The sequence below is a fragment of the Pseudarthrobacter sp. O4 genome (assembly GCF_050157025.1).
In the GTDB taxonomy this organism is placed as follows: domain Bacteria; phylum Actinomycetota; class Actinomycetes; order Actinomycetales; family Micrococcaceae; genus Arthrobacter.
Window position 1 is genome coordinate 60,586 of record NZ_CP189591.1, and the last position, 26,194, is coordinate 86,779.

21 protein-coding genes are annotated in these 26,194 nt (G+C 65.5%); 11 read left to right on the forward strand and 10 right to left on the reverse strand.

All coding sequences use genetic code 11. From position 1 onward, the window contains the following. On the forward strand, positions 1-1,161 hold the full coding sequence (locus ACQCSU_RS00280) for an acyl-CoA dehydrogenase family protein (RefSeq protein WP_426977557.1): 1,161 nt from the start codon (positions 1-3) through the stop codon (positions 1,159-1,161). A 321-nt stretch (positions 1,162-1,482) separates the two neighbouring features. On the opposite strand, the gene ACQCSU_RS00285 is transcribed toward ACQCSU_RS00280, so the two are convergent. From ACQCSU_RS00285 to ACQCSU_RS00295, 3 genes are all read right to left on the reverse strand, one after another. After that, a complete protein-coding gene (locus ACQCSU_RS00285) occupies positions 1,483-1,935 on the reverse strand; it encodes a bleomycin resistance protein (protein ID WP_426977558.1) in 453 nt (150 codons plus the stop codon). A 91-nt stretch (positions 1,936-2,026) separates the two neighbouring features. Next, positions 2,027-2,518, reverse strand: coding sequence for a GNAT family N-acetyltransferase (locus ACQCSU_RS00290; RefSeq protein WP_426977559.1), 492 nt, complete (start codon positions 2,516-2,518; stop codon positions 2,027-2,029). Positions 2,519-2,733: 215 nt separating this feature from the next. After that, positions 2,734-4,185, reverse strand: a complete 1,452-nt coding sequence (locus ACQCSU_RS00295) for an MFS transporter (RefSeq protein WP_426977560.1) — start codon at positions 4,183-4,185, stop codon at positions 2,734-2,736. A gap of 139 nt (positions 4,186-4,324) precedes the next feature. Here ACQCSU_RS00295 and ACQCSU_RS00300 point away from each other — a divergent pair, with 139 nt between their 5' ends. Further along, positions 4,325-5,161, forward strand: coding sequence for a helix-turn-helix transcriptional regulator (locus ACQCSU_RS00300; protein WP_426977561.1), 837 nt, complete (start codon positions 4,325-4,327; stop codon positions 5,159-5,161). Positions 5,162-5,306: 145 nt separating this feature from the next. On the opposite strand, the gene ACQCSU_RS00305 is transcribed toward ACQCSU_RS00300, so the two are convergent. Continuing rightward, positions 5,307-5,495 (reverse strand): hypothetical protein, encoded by a 189-nt coding sequence (locus ACQCSU_RS00305; RefSeq protein ID WP_426977562.1) that lies wholly within the window; start codon positions 5,493-5,495, stop codon positions 5,307-5,309. 91 nt (positions 5,496-5,586) lie between these two features. On the opposite strand from ACQCSU_RS00305, the gene ACQCSU_RS00310 reads away from it, so the two are divergent. The 6 genes from ACQCSU_RS00310 to ACQCSU_RS00335 all read left to right on the forward strand — a co-directional run bounded on the left by ACQCSU_RS00310 (position 5,587) and on the right by ACQCSU_RS00335 (position 14,027). Beyond that, entirely contained in the window at positions 5,587-7,221 is a 1,635-nt protein-coding gene (locus tag ACQCSU_RS00310) for an MDR family MFS transporter (RefSeq protein WP_426977563.1), read from the forward strand. Then, positions 7,154-9,676, forward strand: a complete 2,523-nt coding sequence (locus ACQCSU_RS00315; protein ID WP_426977565.1) for a PEP/pyruvate-binding domain-containing protein — start codon at positions 7,154-7,156, stop codon at positions 9,674-9,676. The genes ACQCSU_RS00310 and ACQCSU_RS00315 overlap by 68 nt, the downstream gene beginning before the upstream one ends. 1 nt (position 9,677) lies before the next feature. Next, a complete protein-coding gene (locus ACQCSU_RS00320) occupies positions 9,678-10,358 on the forward strand; it encodes a TetR/AcrR family transcriptional regulator (RefSeq protein ID WP_426977566.1) in 681 nt (226 codons plus the stop codon). Between the two features lie 122 nt (positions 10,359-10,480). Next, positions 10,481-11,110 (forward strand): hypothetical protein, encoded by a 630-nt coding sequence (locus tag ACQCSU_RS00325; protein ID WP_426977567.1) that lies wholly within the window; start codon positions 10,481-10,483, stop codon positions 11,108-11,110. A 105-nt stretch (positions 11,111-11,215) separates the two neighbouring features. Further along, positions 11,216-11,941: a YcnI family protein gene (locus ACQCSU_RS00330; RefSeq protein ID WP_426977568.1), complete on the forward strand. Its 726-nt coding sequence runs from the start codon at positions 11,216-11,218 to the stop codon at positions 11,939-11,941. A gap of 190 nt (positions 11,942-12,131) precedes the next feature. Further along, the gene (locus ACQCSU_RS00335) at positions 12,132-14,027 is read left to right on the forward strand and encodes a cytochrome c oxidase assembly protein (protein ID WP_426977569.1); all 1,896 of its coding nucleotides are present in this window, start codon (positions 12,132-12,134) and stop codon (positions 14,025-14,027) included. Between the two features lie 451 nt (positions 14,028-14,478). Here ACQCSU_RS00335 and ACQCSU_RS00340 read toward each other — a convergent pair whose 3' ends face one another. The 6 genes from ACQCSU_RS00340 to benA are packed head-to-tail and all read right to left on the reverse strand — an operon-like array spanning position 14,479 to position 23,005. Then, a complete protein-coding gene (locus ACQCSU_RS00340) occupies positions 14,479-17,229 on the reverse strand; it encodes a helix-turn-helix transcriptional regulator (protein WP_426977570.1) in 2,751 nt (916 codons plus the stop codon). Continuing rightward, positions 17,222-18,616: an MFS transporter gene (locus ACQCSU_RS00345; protein WP_426977571.1), complete on the reverse strand. Its 1,395-nt coding sequence runs from the start codon at positions 18,614-18,616 to the stop codon at positions 17,222-17,224. The genes ACQCSU_RS00340 and ACQCSU_RS00345 overlap by 8 nt, the downstream gene beginning before the upstream one ends. A 54-nt stretch (positions 18,617-18,670) precedes the next feature. Then, positions 18,671-19,465 carry a benzoate diol dehydrogenase BenD gene (gene benD, locus ACQCSU_RS00350; RefSeq protein WP_426977573.1) on the reverse strand — a complete coding sequence of 265 codons (795 nt, stop codon included), beginning with the start codon at positions 19,463-19,465 and terminating at the stop codon, positions 18,671-18,673. After that, on the reverse strand, positions 19,462-21,039 hold the full coding sequence (benC, locus tag ACQCSU_RS00355) for a benzoate 1,2-dioxygenase electron transfer component BenC (protein WP_426977575.1): 1,578 nt from the start codon (positions 21,037-21,039) through the stop codon (positions 19,462-19,464). The genes benD and benC overlap by 4 nt, the downstream gene beginning before the upstream one ends. A gap of 34 nt (positions 21,040-21,073) precedes the next feature. Then, positions 21,074-21,586 (reverse strand): benzoate 1,2-dioxygenase small subunit, encoded by a 513-nt coding sequence (gene benB / locus ACQCSU_RS00360; RefSeq protein ID WP_426977576.1) that lies wholly within the window; start codon positions 21,584-21,586, stop codon positions 21,074-21,076. Positions 21,587-21,598: 12 nt separating this feature from the next. Continuing rightward, entirely contained in the window at positions 21,599-23,005 is a 1,407-nt protein-coding gene (benA, locus tag ACQCSU_RS00365; protein ID WP_426977577.1) for a benzoate 1,2-dioxygenase large subunit, read from the reverse strand. Positions 23,006-23,251: 246 nt separating this feature from the next. On the opposite strand from benA, the gene ACQCSU_RS00370 reads away from it, so the two are divergent. The 3 genes from ACQCSU_RS00370 to catA all read left to right on the forward strand — a co-directional run bounded on the left by ACQCSU_RS00370 (position 23,252) and on the right by catA (position 26,192). After that, entirely contained in the window at positions 23,252-24,166 is a 915-nt protein-coding gene (locus ACQCSU_RS00370; protein WP_426977578.1) for a LysR substrate-binding domain-containing protein, read from the forward strand. Next, the gene (locus ACQCSU_RS00375) at positions 24,163-25,266 is read left to right on the forward strand and encodes a mandelate racemase/muconate lactonizing enzyme family protein (RefSeq protein WP_426977579.1); all 1,104 of its coding nucleotides are present in this window, start codon (positions 24,163-24,165) and stop codon (positions 25,264-25,266) included. The genes ACQCSU_RS00370 and ACQCSU_RS00375 overlap by 4 nt, the downstream gene beginning before the upstream one ends. A gap of 71 nt (positions 25,267-25,337) precedes the next feature. Next, the gene (gene catA, locus ACQCSU_RS00380; RefSeq protein ID WP_426977580.1) at positions 25,338-26,192 is read left to right on the forward strand and encodes a catechol 1,2-dioxygenase; all 855 of its coding nucleotides are present in this window, start codon (positions 25,338-25,340) and stop codon (positions 26,190-26,192) included. The last annotated feature ends 2 nt before the right edge of the window (positions 26,193-26,194 follow it).

Below are 26,194 nucleotides of genomic sequence, written 5' to 3' on the forward strand. Positions count from 1 at the left end.
ATGACTGACACTTCAGACCTCATCGGCATCGACACACTGCTCACGCCGGAGGAACTCACCCTGCGGGAGAAAGTCCGCGGATTCGTGGACTCCGTCATCAAACCAAATATCGCCGACTGGTACGAGCGCGCGGAGTTCCCGCTGGAGATTGTGCCGCGCATGGCGGAACTGGGCCTGCTCGGCATGCACATCAAGGGCTACGGATGCCCCGGCCGGACCTCGGTGGAGTATGGTCTGGCCGCCCTGGAGCTGGAAGCCGGCGACTCGGGTCTGCGGACGTTTGTCAGCGTCCAGGGTTCGCTGGCCATGAGCGCCATAGCCAAGCACGGATCGGAAGAGCAGAAGAACGAGTGGCTTCCGCGCATGGCCGCCGGAACAGCCATCGGCTGCTTCGGCCTCACCGAGCCCTCCGCCGGGTCCGACCCCGGAAACATGCTGACCTTCGCAAAGCGCGACGGCGACGACTGGATCCTCAACGGCAGCAAGCGCTGGATCGGGCTGGCCTCGGTGGCGCAGGTGGCCATCATCTGGGCCATGACCGACGACGGCGTCCGCGGATTCGTCGTCCCCACCGGCACTCCCGGCTTCAAGGCCACGCCCATCCAGCAGAAACTCTCCATGCGCGCGTCCATTCAGTGCGATATCGAACTGACGGACATCCGGTTGCCGGCGAGTGCCATGCTGCCCAACGCCAAGGGCCTCCGCGGCCCGTTCGAGTGCCTCAACGAGGCCCGGTACGGCATCATCTGGGGCGCTATGGGAGCGGCACGTGACAGCTACCTCACCGCCCGGGACTACTCGCAGCAGCGCCTGCAGTTCGGCAAGCCGCTCGCCGGCTACCAGCTGACCCAGGAGAAGCTGGTCAACATGGCACTGGAGATCAACAAGGGCACGCTCCTGGCATTGCAGCTGGGTCGGTTGAAGGACGCCGGAGTCCTCCAGCCGCACCAAATCTCCGTGGGCAAGCTGAACAACTGCCGCGAAGCGATCAAGATCTGCCGCGATGCCCGCGCCATGCTCGGCGGCAACGGCATTACCCTGGACTATTCCCCGCTGCGCCACGCCAACAACCTCGAGAGCGTGCGCACCTACGAGGGAACGGACGAGGTGCACACGCTGATACTGGGCAACCACATCACCGGGATTCCGGCCTTCCGATGAGGAGCCCGTGACTGAACCGGCGGCCGAGCCGACGCGCGGCATCCGGCGGGGGCTGACGGACTACGGAGATGCGGGATTCTCCCTGTTTCTGCGGAAGCCCTTCGTCATCGGGATCATCAACACCGGCAGCGGCCACTGGATACGGTGCCGTTGCCGGTGCTGGGCGAGCTCCCGGGCCCGGGATCTGGCCCAAGGGCGCCTGCACAGGCCGCGGACAGGTCAGAGGATACCCACTACGACCGCTATTGCATTCAGCGCGGTTCAAAGCCGACGATGGCTGTTCATTCGCGGAATATCCGGGCGGTTTCTTTCTGCCGTGGATCAGCGTACGGGAGTGGCTAACCGTGCAGCGAATCGAATGAGATACCCATCGGGGTCCTGGACCAGGAATTGTGAAACTCCGGCCTCTGTGTCGCCCGTTTGGTACCACTTGTTTTCCGGGGCCATGAAGAGCGGCCAGCCGGCCGCCGAAAGACGTTCCACCAAAGGTGTTATCGCAGGTACACCGACTTGGAAATTAACACCGCGGCCCAGCGGACTCTCAAGAGTGCCAGGGACCCAATTTCGACCGACCCCGATCTGCTCGAGCATGACGTGCGCCGTTCCCGAGTGAAGATACGCGAACCCCTCCTCCGGTCGGTCGTAGAGAATCTCGAAACCGCAGAGTGTAACCCAAAAGTGGAGGCTCGTGACGAGATCGGTGATCAGGAGTTCTGGCACAAGGCCTGGGGATATGGGGGCTCCTTCGCCCGATGCGGATGTCATGTCCCCCATTATGGTGCCGTTCCGTCCCTCGGTCCGGCCCGCAAGGGTGTGACTATTCGCGGACGATTGGGGGTTATATATCGCAGGATTGGTTGGCCGTTTAGGCGCCCGCAGGGAACCCCCGTCGGGCACCTAGCTGGACTCCGAGCACCGTACGGACGGCGATGGCGCCGCCGTGGTCGTCCCTGATACGTTGCATGCCGATCTTTTCGGCCACCCGACGTGAAGAAACGTTTTCTGGATGGATGATTGCGATGAGCTGTTGAACGTGCAGTTCATCGCGCGCAAAATCCTTGCAGGCTGCGGCGGCTTCGGTCGCGTATCCGCGTCCCTGGACGTCGGTGCGCATGTGGTAGCCGACCTCCAGCTCGGAGCGGCCGTTGACTTCCTGCCAGGTCAGGCCACAGTCACCCAGAAACATGCCGTCGTGGGTTTCCACGATCCATAGCCCGTAGCCGTGCTCGGCGTAGTTGGCTTCATTCCACGCTATCCACAACGCAGCTTCGTCCCTGGACTTGGGCGCGGGGTAATACGTCATCACCGCCGGATCACCCAGCAGCTCGCTCATGCTGTCGAGGTCCGCTGAAGTCATCTGACGGAATCGTAGTCGAGCAGTCTCGGTGGGAAGCACTCACAAAGCTTACAGATTCCCGTAAGCCGGTCCCTTCAACAGGCATCCCGGCGAGGCCTTTGAGTGGAACAACCGGTATCAATGACCGTAAGGAAGGGGACCGGGCCGCGTGTTTGCGGCGCGAACCATGGCTTGCGGGTCGGCCAGCCGTTCACCACCCGAAGCAGCGTTGTGCGTCAGACGGCGGCCCGTTCAGGGGTTCGGAGGAAACAGCTGACCAGAACGGCGGCGACAAGGCAGAGGGCTGCGTTGACGCCGATGGCCGGAAGAACGCCGTCGAGAACCTGTGCCGGGGAGTGTTCGGCAGTCCGGTGGGAGAGGGATGCGGCGATGATGCTGCTCATGGCGGGGATGCCCATGGTGATGCCGACCTGTTGGCTCATGGTGGTGAGTCCGGTGGCGAGGCCTTGTTCGGTGTCGGGAAGCCCGGTGGTGGCGGTGACCATGAAGCCGACGATGGCGGCGAGGTTGGCCACCCCGCCGATGAAGGTTCCAATCAGCACGATGATGAGCGAGGCCGGGCTGGTGTTGATGAAGAGCAGGGACCCGGTGGCTGCTGCCTGGATGCCGAGTCCGGTGATGATGGTGGTCTTGGCGCCGAGCCTGCCGATGAGTTTCGGCGCGATGAGGCCGCCGACGACGGTGCCGACGCCGAGCACGGCAAACGCCAGTCCTGCCCCCAGCGGGGTGTAGCCGAGGACCTGCTGGAGGTAGAGGGTGAGGACAAAGACCAGTGAGGTTTCGGTGGCGAACGCTAGGATCCCCGCGATGTTGCCCCAGGCGATGTTGTTCCGCCGCAGGATGGTCACGGGGACGAGGGCGTAGGCAGTGCGCTTCTCGATGAAGAAGAACACGAGGAGCAGCACCGCGCCGGCGGCCAGTGGTCCCCAGGCCAGCGGGTCGGACCACCCCTTTTGGCCGGCGGTAGTCAGGCCGAAGACCAGCAGGAGCAGGGCGAGGGTGACGGTGACCGCGCCGGGGGCATCGAGTTTCGTCCTGGTCCCTCGGGAGGATTCGGTCAGGAGTTTCGGGGCGAGGACTAGGACGAACACGGCGACGGGAATGTTGATGAAGAATGCCCACCGCCAGCTGAGCAGGTCGGTCAGCAGGCCGCCGAGGATCGCACCGGCGGTGAAGCCGGCGGCCATCAGGGATCCGTTCAGGCCCAGGGCCTTGTCCCGTTGCGGCCCTTCGGGGAAGGAAGTCGTGAGCAGTGACAGTGCGGCCGGTGTGACGGCGGCGGTGGCGATGCCCTGGGCGACGCGGGCCGCCAGCAGCAGGCCCGGTTCCGTGGCGAATCCGCCAACGAAGGAGCCGATTCCCAGCAGTGCCATGCCGGCGATGAAGAGGCGTTTGCGTCCGAACAGGTCAGCGACCCGGCCGAAAAAGAGGGTGAAGCCCGCCGCGCACAGCGCAAAGGATGTTGCGATCCACTGCAGGTGTTCCAGGGAGAAGCCGACGTCGGCGCCGATCCGGGGCAGGGCCACGTTGAGAATGGAGAAGTCCACCGCCAGAGTGAAGCTGGCTGTCAGCAGCAGGGCCATGATCAGCCGCTGCCGGCCCGTCATCCGGGCAGGCTGCTTTGGGTGCGTGAACTGCGGTTGAAGTGAGGTGTCCTGGGCTGTCATGACAGGGCTTCCAATCGTTAACGTGCGGTACGGGTTTCCTGTCCACCGTGCAGGTGTCGGCTACGAACAGCCACGCCGTGTCGTGGGTAGCACTGGCAGTGCTACCCCTGTTCGGCGGCGATCGGGAATACTCGGGGGTATGAACCAACCAGCCGCCATGGGCGACTTCCTCCGCAAACGGCGTGCGTCGCTGGCCCCCAGCGACGTCGGACTGATGGACTACGGGACCCGGCGGGTTCCCGGGCTGCGGCGCGAGGAAGTGGCGATGATGGCAGGGATGAGCGTGACCTACTACGCCCGGCTGGAGCAGGGTCAGGACGTCAACGCCTCCGACTCCGTCATCAACTCCCTCTCCCGGGCCCTCGCCCTGACCGAAGTGGAAAGAAAACACCTCTCGGACCTGTCCGGGATCAGGCGGCAGACCACGAAGTCAGCCCGCAGCCGGCCCGACCACGTCAGACCCGGGACAAAGCGGTTGATAGAAAGCATGCACACAGTGCCGGCAGTGGTTCTCGGCAAGCGCACGGAAGTGCTCGCCTGGAATGCGGCCGGCCACGGCCTGGTCGCCCCGCATCTGGACTTCGAGTCCCCGGAAGCTCCGTCCCTGCGCCCGAACATGACCCGGATGCTGTTCCTGGACGGACCCACCCGCAGCCTTTATCCGCATTGGCGGTCCGAGGCAGGAAGGGCCGTAGCCTCACTCCGGCTGCTCTCCGGACGGTTCGCCGACGACACCGACCTCGCAGCACTCGTGGGGGAGCTGACCCTCAAAAGCCCCGAGTTCGCCGTGATGTGGTCCGAACACCCCGTGGCGAACTGCATGACAGGCCACAAGACCATGCACCACCCCGATCTCGGCATACTGGAACTGGGGTTTGAGGTCCTGACCGTGCCGGACGATTCGGGCCACAGGATCCTCACCTACACTGCCGAGCCCGGCAGCAGCTCCGCCGGCGCACTGGCCCGTCTTGGATGAAACCCACTGTCGCATTGCGCTGGGACCAGCTTTATCCGGCGATCGCTCGCGGAACCCACTCCGGCGAAGCCTCGATGCTGGTCGAGCCCTGCAGGATCAGACCGCGCACCAGGTGCGGATGCCGCGCCGCGAAAGTCCTAGCAGTTCAGAGTGGCGTTCGTCCGTAACCGGGCCGTGGCGGTTGGAGCACAGGCCAACCGGCATCGACGAACAATTCCTGCCCCATCTGGAGGTCGGCGCGCTTATGTCCGCCGTGGAAGATGATGAGATGCTCGTCGCCGGAGCGAAAGAGAATTTCAAGATCGGCTCCGCCAACCGTTCGGATTTCGGCCATTCCCCCCACCTACCCGTATAGAGAACCTTTTGTTTCTTGTCGCGGCGCTCTACGCTTTAGAGAACAGTTTGTTTCTGTGAACGGGGCGGCCGTGAAGAACACGCAGGTCCAAGGTGGGCAGGTCCGGCCGCCTATCCAGGCCGCGCTCCCGGGCGTCCTGCTGGTCATGTTCCTCGGTGCCCTGGATCAGACGGTCATGGCCGCGGCGCTGCCCGCGGTGGCAGGTGACCTCAACGGCCTGGACCAGATGCCGGTCATCATCACCGGATACCTCGCCGCTGCGACGGCGGCCATGCCGCTGACAGGCAAACTCGGCGATGTCCTGGGCCGGAAGCCGGTGCTGCAGGGCTCGCTGTTGCTGTTCATCCTCGGTGCCGTGCTGTGCGGGACGGCACAAACGGTTCCCGAGCTCGTCGTCTACCGGGCCGTGCAGGGGCTCGGCGGCGGCGGGCTGATGATCGGCGCACAGTCGATCATTGGTGAACTGGTCAGCCCCCGCGAGCGCGGGCGCTATCTGGGCTATATCGGGGCGGCCTATGTCCTGGCCGTCGTCGCGGGGCCCCTGGCCGGGGGCGCCGTGGTCGACCGGCTATCGTGGCGCTGGATCTTCTATTCCTACGTCCCGCTGGGCCTGGCGGCCCTGGCCGTGGTGTCGCTGACCCTGCACCTGCCCCGGGTCGGGCGCGGCCGCCGGGCTGATTATGCCGGCGCCGCTTTCCTATCTCTGGTCATTGTCACGGTGATCATGCTGTGCAGCGCGGCCGTCTATACCGGGCCGGCATGGCTGGCCCCGCTTCTGGCTCTCACCGCGTCCGGTTCACTGACAGGATGGCTCATCACCGCGCTGAAGGCCCCCGACCCGGTTTTCGATCTGCGGCTGTTCCGCGACGCGGCATTCGCCCTGCCCGTCGCGATCAGTTTCCTGATCGGCTTTGCCATGTTCGCGGCCCTGAGCTATCTTCCGGCTTTCCTGCAGATCGGCATGGGCATGCCCGCGACCGCGTCCGGGTCCGTGCTGATCGCCCTTATGGGCGGGATCCTGCTGACCACGGTGCTTTCCGGGCAACTGATTCGCCGCAGCGGCCGCTACAAGCCGTACCCGGTCATCGGGACGGCGCTGGCGGCGGCGGGGATGTGGATGTTCAGCACTGTCACCGTCTCCGGCGGGCCCGGCCCCGTCCTGGTTGCCATGCTCCTGCTCGGACTCGGGATCGGTCTGGTCATGCAGGTGATGATCCTTATCGTGCAGAACACGGTGGATGTCCGGAATCTTGGATCAGCCACGGCGGCGGTCACGTTCCTTCGACAGTTCGGCAGTTCCCTCGGTGTGGCCCTCCTCGGCTCCCTTATTGCCGCACGGTTCCGCCGTGCGGTGCCTCCGGGCCTGGCGGGAGGCCTGGGCGACAGGCTCAACGCCCTCACACCGCAGGGACTCGCTGCCCTGCCACCGGCTGACAGGGCTGCGGTCAGGGACGCATTCGCCGCGGCCCTGCCGCCGGTCTTCGGTTACGCGGCCCTCCTGCTCGCCGGAGCTTTCCTGTTGGCCCTGTTTCTGCCCGAGCGTGAACTGCGCACGACGGCGCCCGCGGACCGGCCAGCGCCCGGCCCCGATGCTTCAACGGGCCAAACAAATACCCGAAATACACGAGGAGCCCCGAATGACCGAAGAACGCACCCACACCGGCCCCGCCAGTTCCGCGAAGCCATTGGTTGCCGCCATCACTGACTTCGGTTCGGCGGACGTCGGCCTGGCCGGCGGCAAGGGCGCGAACCTGGGCGAACTGCTCCGGGCCGGGTTCCCGGTGCCGGAAGGCTTTATCGTCACTACCGCCGCCTACGCCTCGATGCTGGAGGACACCGGCCCGGGCGGCACACTCGCCGGGCTGCTTCAGACCGGGGCCGACGGCGCGCGGATCCGGGAGGCGATTGGCTCGGTCCGCCTGCCGGAGCAGCTGCGCCGCACGATCACCGACGCCTACCGGCGGCTCGGCGCGGGCCCGGTGGCGGTCCGTTCCAGTGGCACCGCCGAAGACCTGCCCGGCGCTGCCTTTGCCGGGCAGCACGACACCTTCCTGAACATTTTGGGCGAGGACGCACTGATCCGGGCAATCACCGGCTGCTGGGCCTCGCTGTGGACGGACCGGGCCATCTCCTACCGCCACCGCCAGAAGATCCGGCCCGAGGATGTGGCGATTGCCGTCGTGGTCCAGACCATGGTCTCCGCCGATGCGGCCGGAGTAATGTTCAGCGCCGATCCGCTCACCGGACGGCGGGACAGGATCCTCATCGATGCCGGTGCGGGCCTGGGCGAGGCCGTGGTCTCAGGACGGGTCACGCCCGAACACTACGTCCTCGATTCCCACGCCCGGGTCAGGCAATGGACGCCGGGAGGGCACGAGACGGTCATCCGTGCGACACCAAAAGGCGGGACCGTCGAAACAGCCGGCGAGCCTGGCACCGGTCAGCTTCTTAGTAAGAGGCAGCTGGCCCGCCTGGCCGGAATCGCCCGCCAGGTCACGGCCCACTTCGGGACGCCGCAGGACATGGAATGGGCCGTGGCCGGAGGCCGGACGTATCTTCTGCAGGCCCGCCCGATGACGGCGCTGCCGCAGGAGCCCCAGAAACTCAACGTTTTCCAGAAGGGGATGGGGCCGTTCTTCGTCGAAATGTTCCAGGAGCGCCCTTACCCCTTGGACGTCTCCGGGTGGCTGCAACAAGGCATCGTCGCCATGCTCCAGCGTATGGCCGGCAGCATCGGCGTCGCATTTCCGTCCGTCGCGGAGGTGCTACCCGAAGAAGACGGTGTGGTTCTCAGGCTGATCCCGCCCGTGCCCCGCCCGACCATCAGGGTCCTTGCCGCACCGGTATCGATCGCTGCGAGGGCACGCCGCTTCCGGCTCTCGAACTGGACCCATGACGAGCGGTTCGCCGCGTTCCTCACCGAAGTGGACCGGCTCAACAGCCAGGATCCACGGCAGCTGAACTGGCAGCAGCTCCTCGGGCACGTGCGGGCGACGTACGAGGCACTGGGGCCGATCGGGGAATTACGGGTGTCCTACCTTCCCGGCGTGTTGATATCGCAGCTGAAGCTGCGGCCGATGCTGCTCCTCATGGGGAAACGGCACCTGGCACCGGCGCTGATCGCCGGCGCCCCCACCCGCACCAGCCAGGCAAACCGGGAACTGGAGCGCCTCGCCGACCTCGTGCGGGCGGATGAGAGCCTGCGCACATCCTTTGACCGACTCGAGGCGGCGGAGCTGGTCCACCGTGTCTCCGGTGATCCCCGGTACGCGGATTTCAACCAAAGCCTCCGTGGCTTCCTCACCGAGTACGGTCACCGGGAAACCTCCAGCGCAGTCCTGAGCAGCGCACCCACCTGGTCCGAGGCCCCGGAGGTGGTTCTGGGTCTGGTGAAAGTCCTGACCGGGAACCCGGGCCAGACGACGGACCAGACCGGTGACGCGCTGCGCGAACTTTCCGCGCACCCGGCCTTGACGAACCCCGGGCTCCGGCGCCGCGTGCTGGACACCGTAGACACGGCCAGGGCCGGGATGGCTTTCCGGGAAGATACGCACTTCTACGCCACGATGCTGTTGCCCCCGCTGCGGCGGGCCCTGCGCGAACTCGGTGAACGGCTGCGGAGCGCCGGAGTGCTCGATGAGGCCCACGACGTCTTCCATCTGCGCGACGAAGAACTCCGCACCATCAGCGACCCCGGCACCCTGCCGGCCACCGACCGGGACCGCTACCGGCAAACAGTGCTCGCCCGCGCCGCCAAACGGGCGGACCTGGCGGGCACGCCGCTCTTGGACCTCAACGCCCTCTTCCCCGAACATCCAGCCGATAGCAGCGCGCTGGTCACGGGTTCGGCCGCCAGCCGGGGCTCCGCGACCGGTGTCGTGCGCATCATCGGCAGCCCGGCCGCGTTCGGCACCCTCCAGAGTGGGGAAATCCTGGTCTGCCCCTACACCAACCCCTCCTGGACCCCGCTGTTCCAGCGGGCCGCCGCAGTGGTTGTCGATACGGGCGGGATCGGCTCGCACGCGGCCATCGTCGCCCGCGAATACGGGATACCTGCGGTGATGGGAACCCGCAACGGCACCACCACTCTCACCGACGGGCAACAGGTCGCCGTCAACGGCACCACCGGGACCGTCACCGCGGCCGGAAACGGGAGCTGATATGGCCCGCGTGTCCCCGGCGGAAGCCCGCGGCGCCGCCGGGACCATTGACAGCCCCGAACGGCATGAGGATCACCGGAAACACCCCCGCCGCCGCGGCGCCGCCCTGAATGCGGCAATCTTCGACGCGGCCCTGGCCGAAATCGCCGAAGCAGGCTACGGCGCGCTGACCATGGATCGCGTCGCGGAGCGCGCCAGGGCCAGCAAAGCCTCACTCTATCGGCGCTGGCCCGGACGGGTGCGGTTGGTCATGGACGCCGTCTATCACGCACTGCCCGGCGAAACGCCGCTCCCCGACACGGGCAGCCTGCGTGACGATCTCCTGGCCGTGATGCACCAGACCGCCCGTCAACTGGACGGCCCGGCAGGCCTCGCGCTCCGCGGGCTGCTCGGCGAGACTCTGCAGAACCCTGCCGTGGGCGCCGAGGTCAGGGAATACAGCCGGGGCAACAGCACCGAGATCATCCGCGAGCTGGTCAACAGGGCCATAGCACGCGGCGAATGCGACCCCGCCGTCGCCACTGACCGGCGGATCGAGACCGGACCGGCCCTGCTGAGGCAGCGGTTCATCTTCACGGACGAACCGATCAGCGACCAGTACCTGGAGGAAATCGTGGACCAGGTCCTGCTTCCCCTTTTCGGCATCGCCGACAGCGGGAGACTTCGGAACGCGCCCGGTTGACCGGTCACGGCTGCTCCCGGCCGGGTCAGACGGAGAAACCTTGCGGTCCAAGGATTTCCCACGCTGACCGGATTAGCGTCGGAGTTATTACACCGGTCTGGGCCCTATGGGAGGAGGCACAGATGGATCTTCGCGACAATCTGCGCCTTTTCCGCTCGGCACTGATCACGGGCACGACGATGTCCCTGGCTGCCGCGGGGCATGTGCTCGGCGGCGGGACGCTTCCCGAACCGGCGGTCATGGCCGTCCTGGCCGGGCTCTTGCTGACACCGGTCACCTGGCTGGCGCGCCGGCAGCTGTCATTCCTGACCCTGCTGGGCATGCTGGGATCCGGCCAGCTGATGCTGCACGAAGCCTTCACGTCCCTGTCGCCCCGGGCCATTTGCCTCCCATCACTGACTGATCAGGTGTCTCATCACGACGGACGGGCCATGGGCCTGGACTGCTTCGCAGCCGTGCCGTCTTCCATGCCCGTGCATACCGGCGGTGCCGATTCACCGGTTCTGCTGGCCGGCCACGTCCTCGCCTTAGTCTCCACCGCGTGGCTGCTGCGCAAGGGCGAAGTGGCCCTGTGGCAACTCGTGGCATGGCTCTGCCCGCTCGTGAAGCTGCCCCGGCCCGCAGGAATCATTCCCGTCCGCCAACGGCCCATTGCCGCGGGCCCGGTCTTGGTGCCCTTGCCCCGGCGGAACCTGCGGGCTGACAGCCTGCGGGGGCCGCCCACCGCGGCCTCCCCGCGCGCCATGCCCTGACTGCCTGCTCGGTCTGCGGATGGGCGCACGGGGCGCTGATTGCCTTCCACCCATCACCGCGCTGTCCGCCGTCTGAAAGCGGCAGCACCCAGAAAGGCTTGCGTCATGAACATTTCAACCCCTCGCGCCCTGAAAACCGTCACCGTCCTCGCCACCGCAGCCGGCCTCATGGCCCTGGGCGTCGGTGCCGCATCCGCCCACGTCCGCGTGGACCCGGCCTCAACAACCGCCGGCGGCTTCTCCCAGCTGACGTTCAAGGTCCCCAACGAATCCGAAACGGCCAAAACCACTAAACTCACCGTCACCCTGCCCACCGGGACCCCGTTCACCTCGGTCTCGGTCAAGCCCATGGACGGCTGGACGGCCGAGATCACCGAAGCAAATCTCCCCGCCCCGGTCACCGTGGATGGAGCGACCATCACCAAGGCAGCGGCCTCGGTCACATGGACAGCGGACGCCGCCCACCAGATCGGGCAGCACGAATACCAGACCTTTTCGATCTCCGTCGGCCGGCTCCCCGCCGCGGACACGACCGTGTCGCTGCCGGCTGCGCAGACCTACTCCGACGGAACGGTCGTGAACTGGAACGAGGCCGAAACCCAGGGCCAGGCCCAACCCAAGTACCCGGTTCCTTCCTTCGTCACCACCGCAGCGGCCGACGCGAACCCCAAGGCGGCACCCGTCGCCGACACAACAGCAGCATCCTCTACCACGCCGCTCACGCCCGCGCCCGACAACACCTTCGGCGTCCTCGGACTCGCCGCTGGAGCACTCGGCCTGGCGGCCGGGGGTACGGCCCTGGTCCGGACACGCACGCTGCGGAAGAACTGACCCGGAGTAACCCTGGTCCCACCGCAGTCCGGCCTCCGGCGGGATGCGCAACGCATTCCACTGGTTGCCGGGCACCACGCCCTCCCACGTTCTCCAAGGAGGGACCCTTAGATACACGCAGTACAGCGCTTCCCGTGGCGGTGACCGCGGCCGAAGCGTTCGCCCTGGCGCGGACCGGAAGGAGAGCACAATGTCACGGATGTCGAGGGTCGGGGCCGCAGCGGCGATCGTGGTTGCCGGGGTGCTGGCGCTGGCATGGGCCTACAGCTATGGCGGAAGCGCGGATCCCGGCGTTCTTGACCGCACCGGCCCGGCCGTCACGTGGGGACTGCCGCTGGGGAAGTTGGTGTTCAACCTCGCCTGTGCCTGCACCATCGGGACACTGGTGCTCGCCGTCTTCGCACTGCCGCGCAACGCGCCCGTGCAGGCAGCGGCATTGCGGTTTGCCGGATGGTCGGCGACGGTCTGGGCTGCCGCTGCCGCGATATACACGGGTGCCAGCTTCCTGTTCATTGCCAACAGGCCGGTTTCCGCCGGATTCGGCCCGGAGTTCGTGTCTTTCCTGACCGACGTCGAGGCCGGGCGTGCCGGTACTCTCACCGCGGTGATGGCTGCCGCCGTCGCGCTGGCCTGCTTTTGCCTGGAGGGTCCGCACGTGGCGGCCATCGTGGCACTGCCGGCCTTCGCCGGTCTGGTGCCCCTGGTGCTGAGATCCCACGCGACCGGCGGAGCGGGCCACGCGGACGCCACCACTGCCCTCATCCTGCACACGGGCACCGCGGCCGTCTGGATCGGCGGCCTGCTGGCGCTGATCATGCTCCGGACCTCGCTGCCGGCACGCCGCCTGAGTCCGACAGTGCAGCGCTACTCCACCCTGGCACTGATTTGCTACACGGCCCTGACGGTTTCCGGGGTCCTGGCCGCCGTGGCGCGCATCCGCTCAGTCGACGACCTTCTCAGTCCCTACGGTGTGATCATTCTGGCCAAGGCTGCAGCGCTGATTGGCCTAGGCGTGTTCGGGGCGCTCCACCGGCGGTGGACTCTGAAACGCCTCGACAGGGACCCACACCGGGCCGCATGGCCCTTCCTTCGGCTGGCAGTTGCCGAACTGGCCGTAATGGGCGCTGCCTCAGGGATGGCCGCCGCCCTGGCCCGCACGGCACCGCCGGCCCCTGTGGGAGCCCCGACCGCCAATCCCGAGCTGCTACCAGAGCCCGGAATCTGGGCATACATCTCCCAGTGGGCCCCCGACGCGTTGTGGGTCCTTGTCTGCGGGTTCGCCGTCTTCTTCTACTTCGCCGGTGTCCGCAGGCTACGCGCCGCCGGGCGGTCCTGGCCCGCCCACCGCACCGTTCTCTGGCTGGCCGGGAACGCGGTCCTGTTCACCGTCACCAACGGCGGCCTCCACATCTACCAAGGCCTTCTGTTCGACACCCATGTCCTGACACAGATGATGCTCACCGCAGTGGTCCCCCTGCTGCTCGTCCCGGCAGCACCGCTGACCTTGGCCGAACTGGCCATCCGTCCAAGAACGGACGGCAGCACAGGGGCCCGGGAATTCCTGACCGGTACCCGGCGGCACTTCCTGACCCCGCTCGGCAGGGACCCCTACCTGGCAGTCCTGATCCTCACCGGATCCGTCTTCGCCATCTACTACAGCCCGCTGTCGGAATGGTCCGCGAGCAGCCAGCTTGGCTACAGCACCATGACGCTGCTGGCCCTGCTGGCCGGCTGCCTCTTCATGCAGGCAGTGACGGACCCGCGCAACTTGGATACCAACCCGGCCTCGCGTCTGGTCCTGGTGTTGGCTGCCGGGGTTCTCTACGAGGTCAACGGGTGGTGGCTTTCCACTCAGGCATTCACCACCGAGACCCCATGGAGCGCAGCTCTCAGCCCATCGTCGGGCACTCCGACCAGCCCTGTGGCCGGATCGGCTGGCACCATCATGTGGTCCACGGCGGCAATGACCCTGGGCGTCGTCGCTTCCATGGTGGTCGCCCGCCGGAACTCCGCCACCGAGACTCAGACGGCCAAGACGGGGCGACCCGGGAGCAAGGAAACGGTTGCCGCAGAGAGGCTTGAGTGAAGGGCGATTCCCGGCTTGGTGGCCCACTTCCGTGGAATTGCGCCCACGGCAAGACGCTGCGGGGTCGCCGCGGTGCGGGGCGTATACGGGACATGTTGGAGGCGCAGGTGCCGAAAATGATTTCTGCTGATTTTGTGGCTGCTTGGCGAGCCGGCCGTCTGCGAGTTGCCGTAACGACTCGGCCGCCCTCACAACCACCACACCCGACAACACATCCCGGCGACGGCACGTAAGAGGACGAAGTAGCGGTGCTGGGGACAGCACCGTTACCAGCACCCCGACAAGGCCCGAACGGGTCCTGGCGGACAAGGCCTACGCCTCAAAAGCTAGTCGCGACTAACTCATCGGGAATGTCCACGCGGCTGCGGGAGACTCCGGGAGGTTCATTTCCCATAAAGCCTGATAATTTGTGGCGGCCAGAATACCGTTGAAGCTATGTTGGAGTGCTGCTTCAGCGCTCCGCCCCGTTCCGGAAGCTGGCCGCCAGTTCGCTGCGGGAACGGATCCCGAGTTTTGAGTAGATCCTGGTGAGGTGGTACTGCACGGTTTTGACGGACACATAGAGTTCCGAGGCGGCCTCTTTGTTGCTTAAGCCGCCGGATACCAGTTTGGCCACGGCCTGTTCCTGGGCCGTGAGCCCGCTGAAGTCCAAACCTTCGCGCCGGGCGGAACTCAGGCCGCCGGCCCGCAGCTCGCGTTCACAGCGTTCAACATAGGCGTGTGCCCCTAGAACGGTGAACGCGTCTTTGGCATCCTGCATCTGTGCGGAAGCTTCGCGGCGTTTGCCGGCCCGCCGAAGTGTCTGCCCGTAGGCGAATTTCACCCTTGCCCGGCAGTAGGGCATGGGGAGTCCGTCCAGCTGCGCCAAACCGTGCTCGAAGGACATCTTCGCAGCCTCGATGTCCCCTTCGGCGCCGAATATGCGTCCCCGGACATACGCGAGACGGGCGATGGTCGAGCGGTGTCCGCGGAGCAGCGCGAGTTTCTCGTGCGGCACCAGGAACTCGTGCGCGTCCTGCATCCGGTCCGTCATGACCAGCGCATTGGCATACACATCGTGCCATTGCCAGAAGCCGGGTTCATCTATCCCCTGGCGTGGCTGGAGAAGCTCCAGCGGTTGCAGGGCGCGGACCACTGCTTCGTAGTCGCCCTGGACTTGGGCAAACTGGGCCCGCGCCAGGCAGGCCGGAATGAACATCATCTCGTAGTTGCCGGAGGTGGCCGATGCTCTGCGCAGATGTTCCGAGGCCGCTTCCCAGTCGCCCCGGAGGGCGTAGATTTCGGTGGCGGTCCAGTGCGCCAGGGGGCGCAGGAGTTCAATCCCCGAGCTCTCCGCGAGGGAGGCTGCGCGGGTGGACATATGCAGCGCCGCGTCCCAGTTGCCGAGCACAAATTCTGTTCGGGCAAGCCAGGACCGGGCAAAGAGGGAGATCCGCGCGGATCCCATCTGATACTCGGTGGGAACGGCGCTTTCCAGCTCTATTCGGGCGGACTCAGGCTTATCGAGGGCAAGGAGCAACCAGCCTCTGCCCATCCTAACGCGTTGGGACTGGGCGCCCGGATTGTCCTGGGAACAGTACCGGTCATACGTGTCCAGGGCCTCCTGGGTCTCGCCGGCGGCGCCCAGTCCAAGCCCCACGATGGCCTGGGACTCGGTCCTTGACGGATCGCCCGGTTTGGCCAGCTCCGTTGCCTGCTCCGCCCAGCGGACCATGGCCGGTCCGCGCCATTGAGCGAGGGAATGGAGTACGCGGCGCTGGGCAATGCGGGCGGAAACCTCCGGAGGGTCTGTTGGGCTGCGCAGCTGCCAGGCGCTGGTCAACAGCTGCTCGGCTTCGTTGGGGCGTCCGCGCAGAATAGCGAGATAGCCCAGCACGGCGTCGCGTAGCGGACTGGGATCGAAGCTTTCCACCTCCGGAATCAACGCACTGGCCGAGTCCAGGTCCCCGGCTCCAATCAAGGCATCGACGGCCAGCAGCAAGCGGGACTGACGGTCCTCTTTGGACAAGCTGAGCCGGCTGGCTTTGATGAGGGCATCGGCGACGGCGGACCACGCGCCGGAAGCTGCCTGCCGGGCAGCAAAAGCATCAAGGTCGCCGGCTAACCCCTGATCCGGTAGTGGAGTTGCGGCCACGCGATGCAAGAGCCTTTGGCCTTCGTCGTCCATGATGTCCGCAGCCCGGCGATGCAACAGCGCGCGCCGAAGCGGTCCCAGGCTCTCATAGATGGCCGCCCGCACCAGGGGATGCGGGAAACTCAGCGTGTAGAGGCCTCCGCTCTGTGAGCGGGCCAACAGACCCGCGGTGCAGGCCTCTTCGAACGCGCCCAGAGGCTCGTCGAGGTCCGCTAGGGCGGCAGCATCAGCAAGGCGTGCCGTCAGACCCAAGGTCGCCACGGCCTCAGTGAAGGCCCTCGTCGAGGGGCTGCAGGAGGCCAGGTTCTGCAGGACCGTCGCTGCGAACGCGCGGGGCGCCGGCAGCCCGGCCTGCCATTGCAGCCACATTGAGGCCGGACACTCCTGAAGAAGTTGCCGGATATACAGCGGATTGCCCTGGGTATGCTCCAGCAATTGCCGGGCGGCCGGCAGGGACAGGACGGGACCTGCGGTTGCCGCCATGCGCTGTATATCCGGCGCAGTGAGAGGGCCCAGCGTCATGACCTCTCCACCGAAGTCGGCCATGAACTCCGGAACTCCTGCGGGCAGTTCCCCGGGATGGTTTGTGTTGCCAAGGAGAATGAGCAGAACACGGCCGGTGGTCATCCGCCGCAGTGCCGAAGATACGGCCTGCAGGGATTCGATGTCCGCCCAGTGCACGTCGTCGACGATGATCACGAGCGGCGCCGTCTGCTGAACTTCGCCCAGCAGTTGCATGAAGTCGATGCCGGCGGTGAGCGGATCCTGCCAGGGTTCCGACGGCCCATCCGGTGCGAGCGGCGTCCCCTGCCCTGCGCTGGAGCGCAGCTGCTGCAGGACGCCGTACGCCTCGCCGGATTCCCAGTGGACCCCGCTGGCGCGCAGAACCAGTAGCTCGGGGTGCCGGGACAGGAAACCACTGATCAGGGCGGATTTTCCTATTCCGGATGGTCCGTCAACGAGCGCCGTCATGCGGCGCCCGGCCAGAGCCGCAGACAGGAACGTCTCCAGTGATGCGAGCTCCCGGCTGCGGCCTACGAGGCTTCGTTGCGGCTCCCAGTCATTCATTCCCATTGATGCTAGTGGATTTCTCGGCTACGGCTGCCGTCTGCCCGCTCCACGGTTCGCTAACGAAGCCTTCAGTAACTGCGCGGGATGGCGCAGCGTCACTTTCGGGGGTGGGTTCCATGGCCGCATCCGTGGGCTTCCCGGGTACGAAGAACGTCACCAGGCCCCCGAGGACGGCGATGCTGCCGAAGACGTAGAACGCGACGTGGGTTTCCACGCCGGCGCTGATCAGCAAGCCACCAATGAGCGGTCCGAAGATTCCACCCAGCCGTCCGAATCCGGCACACCAGGCCACGCCTGCAGCACGTGCCGAGGTGACGTAGTAATTGGATACGAATCCGTAAATGAGTACCTGGGTGCCCAGCGTGCCCACACCGGCGATGGCGACGCAGAGCAGAAGCACGGGCAGCGGGAAACCGAGCGTGAGCAGGACCAGGCTCAGTGCTGCCAGCCCGAACGTTGTGGCGATGACCCGCTGGGCGCCCAGCCTGTCCGCGCCCCGCGAGGCCAGGAGCCCGCCGATGATCGCCCCAAAGTTGAGTGTCAGGAGGAACATCAGCGAGTAGGTCTTGTCATAGCCGTATTGCGCCATGATCTGCGGCAGCCAGGTGTTCAGGCCATAGGTCAGCAGCAGTCCGCAGAAACTCATCATCCCCAGCAGTGTGGTGGGGAGCCGGTAGCGTTTGCCGGCGAGCGCCCGGAAGCCAACTCGTTCGCCCGCTGCCGGACGTCCGCGGGACAAGAGCCACAGCGGGGATTCGGGGAGCTTCACCAGGGCCAGGGGGAAGAGGAACAGGATGGGGAGCGCGCCGATCCAGAAGAGCCCGCGCCAGGTCACCGCGTCACTGAGGATGATGGCCAGGACAGACGCCAGCACGCCGCCGGCCGGCACGCCGCTGTAGACGACGGCGTTGTAGAAGTTGCGTTTGCCCGCCGGGGCGAACTCCGCGATCATCGCGCCGGCTGTCGCCACCAGCGCGCCGACGCCGAGGCCGGTCACAAAGCGCCAGACGCCGAACGTCGCCGCATCGTGGGCCATCGCGGTTGCGGCCATGCCGACGGAAAACCAGACGATGTTGATGAGCATCATGCGCCTGCGGCCCAGGCGGTCACCGATGGCGCCCGCGGTGAGGGCTCCCACCATCACACCCATCAGGGCGTAGCTGCCGAGTGCGCCGAGCTGCGCCGCGGAGAGCTGGCCGAGCTGGCTCGGATCCTGCATAAAAGTCGAGACGACCGTCCCGTAAACCACAAGATCGTAACCATCGAAAAGCAGCGCCAGGGCCGCAATGGCCACAACCCACCGGACGGTCCGTCGCTGCCGGTCAGGGGCGTCGCCGTTTTGTAAAGTGCTGTTCTGTAGGGTGCTGTTCGGGAAAGTTGGCATAGCTGTACTCCATTGCTTCGTCGAAATGGGAAGTGGTGCGTTCAAGCAGGATTGTCAGCCGAGATCTCCGCCAGCCACCGGCAGGATGGTGCCGGTGATGTAGGACGCCTCATCCGAGGCGAGGAAGACGATGGCGGCGGCCTGTTCATCGAGGGTTCCGTACCGCTTCAGCAGCGAGGATTCGACCGTCTGATCGACGACGCCCTGATACCACGCTTCCTCCCGCGCATCCTGGGCGGCCGGCCCCCTGGCAACTTTGCGCTGGGGTGCCTCGGTTCCGCCCGGGGCGGTGCCGACCACACGGATGCCGTGTGGAGCCGCTTCCATGGCCAGGGCAGCGGTCAGCGCGTTCACCCCACCCTTGGAAGCGGAGTACGGTACCCGGTGTACGCCGCGCGTGGCCACCGAAGAGACGTTGACAATCACGCCGTGCTGCTGTTCCACCAGGTACGGGAGAACCGCCCGGCAGCACCACAGGGTGGGGAACAACGACCGCTGCACCTCTGCCTGGATCTGTTCCGGTTCGAAATACTGGAAGGGCTTGGCCCAGATCGTGCCGCCCACGTTGTTGATCAGGACGTCGATCCGGCCAAAATGCTGCTTGGCTTCGGCCATCACAGCGTCGCAGTCCGCGTACTGTTCCAGGTCCGCCACCACGCCGTGGGCGTTGCCGCCGCCGTCGTTCAGTTCCTTGGCCACCTCGTACACCAGCTCGGAGCGGTCCACCAGGACGACGGCGGCCGACTCGGCTACCAGCCGTTTGGCGACGGTCAGGCCGATCCCCTGTACGGCTCCGGTGACCACAACATTTTTCCCGGCGAAACGGCCGGCCAGCACTGTACCGCTCATTCTGAGTGGCTCTGTTCGATGGAGGAGCGCATGGTGGCCTTGGCGCGCGCGGAGTGCGAGACGACGATGTTGCGCGCTGCGGACAGATCCTTGCGCTCGAAGGCCTGGACCAGCTCGAGGTGATCCAGGGGCACACTCTCGTCCACCCACTGGCCACTGCGCAGAACCCGGGTCATGTAGTTCTTCACATCGAGGCGCTGGTACGCCTGGAGCAGGAATTCATTGCCGGTGCAGTTGAACAGGTATTCGTGGAAGGCGGCGTTGGTATCGGTGAATGCCGCCGCGTCGAGGAACCGGTCGGCGCTGATCGTGGCGGAGGACAATTCGGCCAGGATCCGGTACTCGGTCAGCTGCTCCGGAGTCAGGCGGCCCATGGTCAGTTCGACGGCGCCCAGTTCCAGTGCCATCCGGGCGTCAAACTGCGCGTCTGAATCGGCCAGGGCGAGGTGTTCCTCCCCGATCTCATAGGTGCCGGAAGCAGCTGCTTCCGCAGGCTCGGCGGCGGCTGGCTCAGCGAGGACAGGCTCTGCGCCGGCGGGCTCAGCGAGGACAGGCTCTGCGCCGGCGGGCACGGCCAGCGCAAATTTCTCGTAGTAGAAATTTGTCGGCGTGATGTCCTTCGTCTTCAGCCACTGGCGCACTGCCTCCACCATGGCGGGCGGCCCGCAGAGATAGACGTCGACGTCGCCGTCGTTGACATGCTCCGGCCCGATCAGCCCGGTGACGTAACCCTTGTTCGGTGCGCTGCTGGCCTGGTCCGCCACGCAGTAGTCGAAGGTGAACCGGTCGATCACGGACGCGTAGTGTTCGAGCTTGTCCAGCTCCACCAGGTCCGTGTCCGTGGAGACGCCGTAGACCAGGTGCACCGGGTGCTCGAGCTCCACGGTGGTCAGTCTCTCCAGGATCGACAGCAGCGGGGCGAGCCCGGTGCCGCCGGCCAGAAGCAGTGCCGGCCGTTTCGGTTCGCGCAGGAAGAAGCTCCCCATGGGGCCGGTGAAATCGAGTTGGTCGCCCACCCGGGCGGTGTCCCGCAGGTAGGAGGACATGGCTCCCTGGTCCGTGATCCGGATCAGGAAGGAGACATCCTGGTCAGCGGGCCCTGAACTGAATGAGTAGGAGCGTGCGACCTCGGTGCCCGGTACGGCGATGTTGACGTACTGGCCGGGCAGAAACGCCAGCGCATCCCGGTCCGCCAGCTTCAGGGTGAAACCGAACGTGGTCCCGGAATGGCGCCGGATCTCCGTGATGGTGGAGGCATGGGTGCCGGCTTCGGTCTTGGCCACGTCCGAGGTCGTCGGGATCTGCAGGACCAGGTCGCTGAGCGGACGCATCTGGCAGGGCAGCGCGAAGCCGGCCGCGGCCTCGTCCTCGGTCAGCGCTTCGTCAATGTAGTCGCCCCCGTCGAACGTCCCGGACTCGCACAAGGACTTGCAGGTGCCGCACGCGCCGTCGCGGCAGTCCAGCGGAATGTTGATGCGGGCCCGGTAGGACGCGTCGGCAACCGTTTCATCGGGGGAGCACTTGATGAACCGGGTGACCCCGTCCTCAAAACTCAGGGCAATCTGATGACTCATGGAAACTCTCTTTTCAGGCTCAGGGCCGGACAAATCAGATGTGGTAGATGTCCACGATGTGGTGAATGTAGTCGTTCTTCAGAACGACCTTCTTTTTGGTGATCACCGGCTGAGTTCCGGAGTAATCGATGGTGTAGAACGACGTGCCGAAATACGGGTCGATGTTCTGATAGCGGTAGTACAACGTGAACCAGTTGAAGCGGATATCAACAACGTCACCGCGCTGCCCGATGATTTCCACGTTGGTGATGTTGTGCCCGGTGCGGGGTTCGGGCAGGCTGGTGGCGCTGGAGCGGTCCGTCTTGATGCGGAAGACGCGGTCCTCGAGGCCTCCGCGGTTGGAGTAGTAGATCAGCGAGATCTCGCGCTGCGGGTCCCCGGTGAGCCTGTCATCGTCTGCCCATGCCGGCATCCAGAATTCGGCGTCCGGGTGGTAGCAGTCCAGCCATTTGTCGAATTCCCTGTCATCCAGGAAACGGGCTTCGCGGTACAGGAAGTCTTCAACGGCGTGCCGGGTGATGACGGCGCTGATGGTGGCGGTGTTCATGGTCTTCTCCCGCTAGCCGCAGTTGCTGTGGTTGTGGTGGTCCGGGGCGTGGCCGTCTCCGGGCTGTCCGCTGGTGTTTGCCTGCTCGGCGGCGGCGCGCATGGTTTGCAGCCAGTAGCCGTGCTGGATGGGGTACAGACCCTCGTCCTCGGTCTTGGTGCCGCTGGAGATCGGCTTGAGGCCGATCTTGTCGGCGTTCTCGTCCGGGCCGGTCAGCTGATGGGTTGCACCGCGGCTCAGATCGTTCCACGGGGAGGCCGTAGCCAGGTAGGTCTTTTGGCAGGAACGGAATTCCTCCAGATCATCCGGGGTGGCCATGCCCGAGGCGTTGAAGAAGTCCTCGTACTGGCGGATGCGGTTGGTGCGGTTCGCGTCGCTTTCACCCTTGGGCGCGATGCAGTAGATGGTGACCTCCGTCTTGTCCACCGAGATGGGGCGGAAGTGGCGGATCTGGGAGCCGAACTGGTCCATTAGGTAGACATTGGGGTAGAGGCAGAGGTTGCGGGAGATATTGATCATCCAGTCCGCCTTGGCCTCGCCGTACTTTTCGACCAGCTCGTCGCGGCGGTCGAACAGGGGGCGATTGGACGGGTCCAGCCATTCCGTCCACAGCAGCAGGTGGCCGTGGTCGAACGAGTAGTAGCCGCCCTTCTGCTTGGCCCAGCCGCCGGCATCCATGGCCTTGGTCTCGTTGGTGGACTCGCCGGTGGTGCGCCGGGCGGTGGTGGCCGCATAGTTCCAGTGCGTCGCCGATACATGGTAGCCGTCCGCGCCGTTCTCGGCCTGCAGCTTCCAGTTGCCGTCATAGGTGTAGGTGGAGGCGCCGCGCAGGACTTCGAGTCCGTCCGGGGACTGGTCCACGATCATGTCGATGATCTTGGTGGTTTCGCCCAGGTGCTCTTCAAGCGTTTTGACGTCCGGGTTGATGCTGCCGAAGAGGAAGCCCCGGTAGCTCTCGAACCGGGCCACCTTGGTCAGGTCGTGGGAGCCGTCCTTGTTGAACTGTTCCGGGTAGCCGGCATCGCGGGGGTCCTTGACCTTGAGCAGTTTCCCGGAGTTGTTGAAGGTCCAGCCGTGGAAGGGGCAGGTGAAGGTGGTGCGGTTGTCCGTCTTGCGGCGGCACAGCATGGCGCCGCGGTGGCTGCACGCGTTGATGAGGGCGTTAAGGTCGCCTTCCTTGTTGCGGGAGATGACGATCGGCTGGCGGCCGATGTACGTGGTGAAGTAGTCGCCCACATTGGGGATCTGGCTGTCGTGCGCCAGGTACACCCAGTTGCCTTCGAAAATGTGCTTCATTTCGAGTTCGAAAATATCTTCGTCGGTGAAGATGCCCCTGTCTACACGGTAAATGCCGTTGATTTCGTCTTCCACCAGCGCGCCTTCGAGCCTGGTGTGGACGTTGTCCAGAGTTTTACTCACGGTTCCTCCAATAAGGGTTGAAATAGGCGCCGAATAGGATCGGCAATTCACGGGTCTCGTTTCAGTGTCACAGGGGGTGGCGTGCATCACACTGGGGTTATGCCTAGGGTCGACCAAGGGTTTTATTGAGATGCAGGAAGTATCAATTCTGCATTTATGAGTATTTGTTTAACCTCAATGACTGCTCGTACGCTGGGAGCCGGGCATGAGTGTGTCCCGTAGCACACAAGATTTGGGAGTGAGGCAATGGAGCTAAGGCATCTGCGTTATTTTGTTGCTGTCGCCGAGCTGCTCCACTTCGGCCAGGCCGCCGAGCGCCTGCACATGGCCCAGCCCCCGCTGTCACAGCAAATCCGGGCCCTTGAGGCGGAAATCGGTGTTGAGCTTCTGGCCCGCACCACCCGCAATGTCAGCCTCACCCCCGCCGGCGCCGTGTTTTACGACGACGCCCTGCGGATCCTGAAGTCCGTGGATGAGGCGGTAGACCGAGTCAAGAGGTTCGGCGACGGCCAGCTGGGCGGGCTCCGGGTCGGATTCACCGGCTCGGCGTCGTACCGGCAGCTGCCGGAGTTCGTCCGCATCGTCAAGGCCGAAATGCCGGGTGTTTCCCTGGACATCCACACCGAGATGCTCACACCGGAGCAGGAGGAGGCGCTGGCCAATTCCGAGCTGGACGTAGCCTTCCTCCGGCCGCCAACGCGGACCCCGGGGATTTCCTCCCGGCTCGTCGGCCGGGAGCCGCTGGTGCTGATCGTCTCTGCTCAGCACCGGTTGTCCCGGCGGGAATCCGTGAGCATGGCGGAGCTGAGGGACGAAGGTTTCATCATGTACCCCGCCGGTTCGGGGTCCGTGGTCAATGACGCGGTGGTGCACGCCTGCCTCAAAGCAGGGTTCGTTGTCCGCAGGGAGCATGAGGCGACCAAGACTTCCACTGTCCTGTCCCTGGTTGCCGGCGGTCTTGGGGTGGCGCTCGTGCCGGATTCCGTCCGCTCGTTCCGGCTCGACGGCGTCGCGTTCGTCGCTGTGGATGATGCACCCATGATTGACCTCGCGCTGGCCTGGCGGGAAAACGACCCCTTGCCGCTGCTGGCCAGACTCCTGGAAGTCCTGGCGTCAAGCAATGTTTTTATGTCCAACCACAGCATCGGGGAAACCGCGTGAAAATCACCAAAATTGAGGCGATTCCGTTCGCCATCCCATACAAGAAGCCGCTGCGCTTTGCCAGCGGTGAGGTCCGCGTAGCGGAGCATGTTCTGGTCCGCGTGCACACGGAGGACGGTCTGGTCGGCGAGGCCGAGGCACCGCCGAGGCCCTTCACCTACGGCGAAACACAGGCCTCCATCATCGACGTCGTCGGCAATATCATTGCGCCCGCCATCATCGGCTTGTCCTGCCTGCAGCGTGAAGTCATTCACGAGCGGATGAACCGCACGGTGGGCAACCCGACGGCAAAGTCCGCGGTAGACATGGCCATCTGGGACATCCTGGGCAAGTCCCTGAACCGTCCGGTCACGGAACTGCTGGGCGGTTACACGGACCACATGAGGGTTGCGCACATGGTCGGCTTTGCCCCGCCGGCGGAGATGGTGGCCGAAGCCGAGCGGATCCGCTCCGAGTACGGCATCACCACCTTCAAGGTCAAGGTCGGCCGCAAGCCGTTCATGCTCGACGTCGAGGTCTGCCGGGCGCTGCGTGCGGGGCTCGGGGACGACGTCGAACTGTATGTCGACGGCAACCGCGGCTGGACGGCATCCGAGGCTGCCCGGGCACTGCGGGCGATGGATGATCTGGACCTGACCCTGGCAGAGGAATTGTGCCCCGCCGATGATGTTCTGGGACGCCGCTGGCTGGTCACCCAGAGCCGTATCCCGTTTGTGGCCGATGAGAGCGCAGTGCGGCCGGGGGAGGTCACCAAGGAACTGCTGGGCGGATCCGCAACCGCGATCAGCATCAAAACGGCACGGACGGGATTCACCTATTCCCAGCGCGTCCTGTACCAGTGCGAGGGACTCGGCGTAGAAGTGGTTATCGGCAACCAGATTGACAGCCAGATCGGCACTGCGTGCGCGGTGGCCTTCGGCTCTGCGTTCAAACTGACCACCCAGCGTGCCGGCGAACTGTCCAACTTCCTGGACATGCAGGACGATCTGCTGGCCGAACCGCTTCAGATCACGGACGGAATCCTGGCCATCAGTCAAAAGCCCGGTCTGGGCATCGAAATTGACCCGGAAAAACTCACCAAATACCGCCAGGACACTTAGCCCTGGCGCCACCCAAATAATCCCGTCCCGACGGAACCGCCGGGAACAGCACAGAAATTAGGAGCAATGAAATGACACAGGAACTCAGCGAGCAGCAGGCAACCGCCGCGGCTTCGGGCGCGTCGGCGACTGAACGATTCAGGGAAAACAAGAAGGTCGGCGTTCAGGCCAGCAAGGAGCGTGTCAACCTGCTCGCCTCCGGGGTGATCAACGCCGTCAATGACACGATCCGGCGCCACAAGGTGACGTACGACGAATACAACGCCTTGAAGGCGTGGCTAATCCAGGTCGGCCAGGACGGGGAATGGCCGCTGTTCCTTGACGTCTGGATAGAACACTCCGTCGAGGAAGTCGCCAACGAGAACCGCCACGGCAGCAAGGGAACCATCGAAGGCCCGTACTACGTGCCGAACGCCCCCGAGCTGCCCGCGGTGGCGACCCTGCCGATGCGCGGGGACGAGGCCGGCACACCGCTGTCCTTCCAAGGCCAGGTCACGAACCTGTCCGGTCAGCCGCTGGCCGGAGCGCACGTGGAGATCTGGCACGCCGACGACGCCGGTTTCTACTCCCAGTACGCCCCGGGTCTGCCCGAATGGAACCTCCGCGGGACCGTTGTCGCCGACGGTCAGGGCAGCTTCAACATCCGCACGATGCAGCCCGCGCCATACCAGATCCCCACCGACGGCGCCTGCGGGCAGCTCATCGCCGCGGCCGGGTGGCACGCCTGGCGCCCAGCGCACCTGCACCTGATCGTGTCCGCGCCCGGCCACCTGCCCATCACCACACAGCTCTATTTCAAGGGCGACGAGCACATCTCTGACGACATCGCTTCCGCGGTGAAGCCCGAGCTCATCCTTGATCCGACGCCCGCCGCCGGCGGCGGGGGCAACGAGGTCACGTACAACTTCGTCCTGGACCCCGCCTAATC

Excerpts from the sequence above, each read along its gene's own strand:
- ACQCSU_RS00280 (WP_426977557.1), top strand. The coding sequence starts at position 1 with ATGACTGACACTTCAGACCTCATCGGCATCGACACACTGCTCACGCCG.
- ACQCSU_RS00285 (WP_426977558.1), bottom strand. The coding sequence starts at position 1,935 with ATGGGGGACATGACATCCGCATCGGGCGAAGGAGCCCCCATATCCCCA.
- ACQCSU_RS00290 (WP_426977559.1), bottom strand. The coding sequence starts at position 2,518 with ATGACTTCAGCGGACCTCGACAGCATGAGCGAGCTGCTGGGTGATCCG.
- ACQCSU_RS00295 (WP_426977560.1), bottom strand. The coding sequence starts at position 4,185 with ATGACAGCCCAGGACACCTCACTTCAACCGCAGTTCACGCACCCAAAG.
- ACQCSU_RS00300 (WP_426977561.1), top strand. The coding sequence starts at position 4,325 with ATGAACCAACCAGCCGCCATGGGCGACTTCCTCCGCAAACGGCGTGCG.
- ACQCSU_RS00305 (WP_426977562.1), bottom strand. The coding sequence starts at position 5,495 with ATGGCCGAAATCCGAACGGTTGGCGGAGCCGATCTTGAAATTCTCTTT.
- ACQCSU_RS00315 (WP_426977565.1), top strand. The coding sequence starts at position 7,154 with ATGACCGAAGAACGCACCCACACCGGCCCCGCCAGTTCCGCGAAGCCA.
- ACQCSU_RS00320 (WP_426977566.1), top strand. The coding sequence starts at position 9,678 with ATGGCCCGCGTGTCCCCGGCGGAAGCCCGCGGCGCCGCCGGGACCATT.
- ACQCSU_RS00325 (WP_426977567.1), top strand. The coding sequence starts at position 10,481 with ATGGATCTTCGCGACAATCTGCGCCTTTTCCGCTCGGCACTGATCACG.
- ACQCSU_RS00330 (WP_426977568.1), top strand. The coding sequence starts at position 11,216 with ATGAACATTTCAACCCCTCGCGCCCTGAAAACCGTCACCGTCCTCGCC.
- ACQCSU_RS00335 (WP_426977569.1), top strand. The coding sequence starts at position 12,132 with ATGTCACGGATGTCGAGGGTCGGGGCCGCAGCGGCGATCGTGGTTGCC.
- ACQCSU_RS00340 (WP_426977570.1), bottom strand. The coding sequence starts at position 17,229 with ATGAATGACTGGGAGCCGCAACGAAGCCTCGTAGGCCGCAGCCGGGAG.
- ACQCSU_RS00345 (WP_426977571.1), bottom strand. The coding sequence starts at position 18,616 with ATGCCAACTTTCCCGAACAGCACCCTACAGAACAGCACTTTACAAAAC.
- benD (WP_426977573.1), bottom strand. The coding sequence starts at position 19,465 with ATGAGCGGTACAGTGCTGGCCGGCCGTTTCGCCGGGAAAAATGTTGTG.
- benC (WP_426977575.1), bottom strand. The coding sequence starts at position 21,039 with ATGAGTCATCAGATTGCCCTGAGTTTTGAGGACGGGGTCACCCGGTTC.
- benB (WP_426977576.1), bottom strand. The coding sequence starts at position 21,586 with ATGAACACCGCCACCATCAGCGCCGTCATCACCCGGCACGCCGTTGAA.
- ACQCSU_RS00370 (WP_426977578.1), top strand. The coding sequence starts at position 23,252 with ATGGAGCTAAGGCATCTGCGTTATTTTGTTGCTGTCGCCGAGCTGCTC.
- catA (WP_426977580.1), top strand. The coding sequence starts at position 25,338 with ATGACACAGGAACTCAGCGAGCAGCAGGCAACCGCCGCGGCTTCGGGC.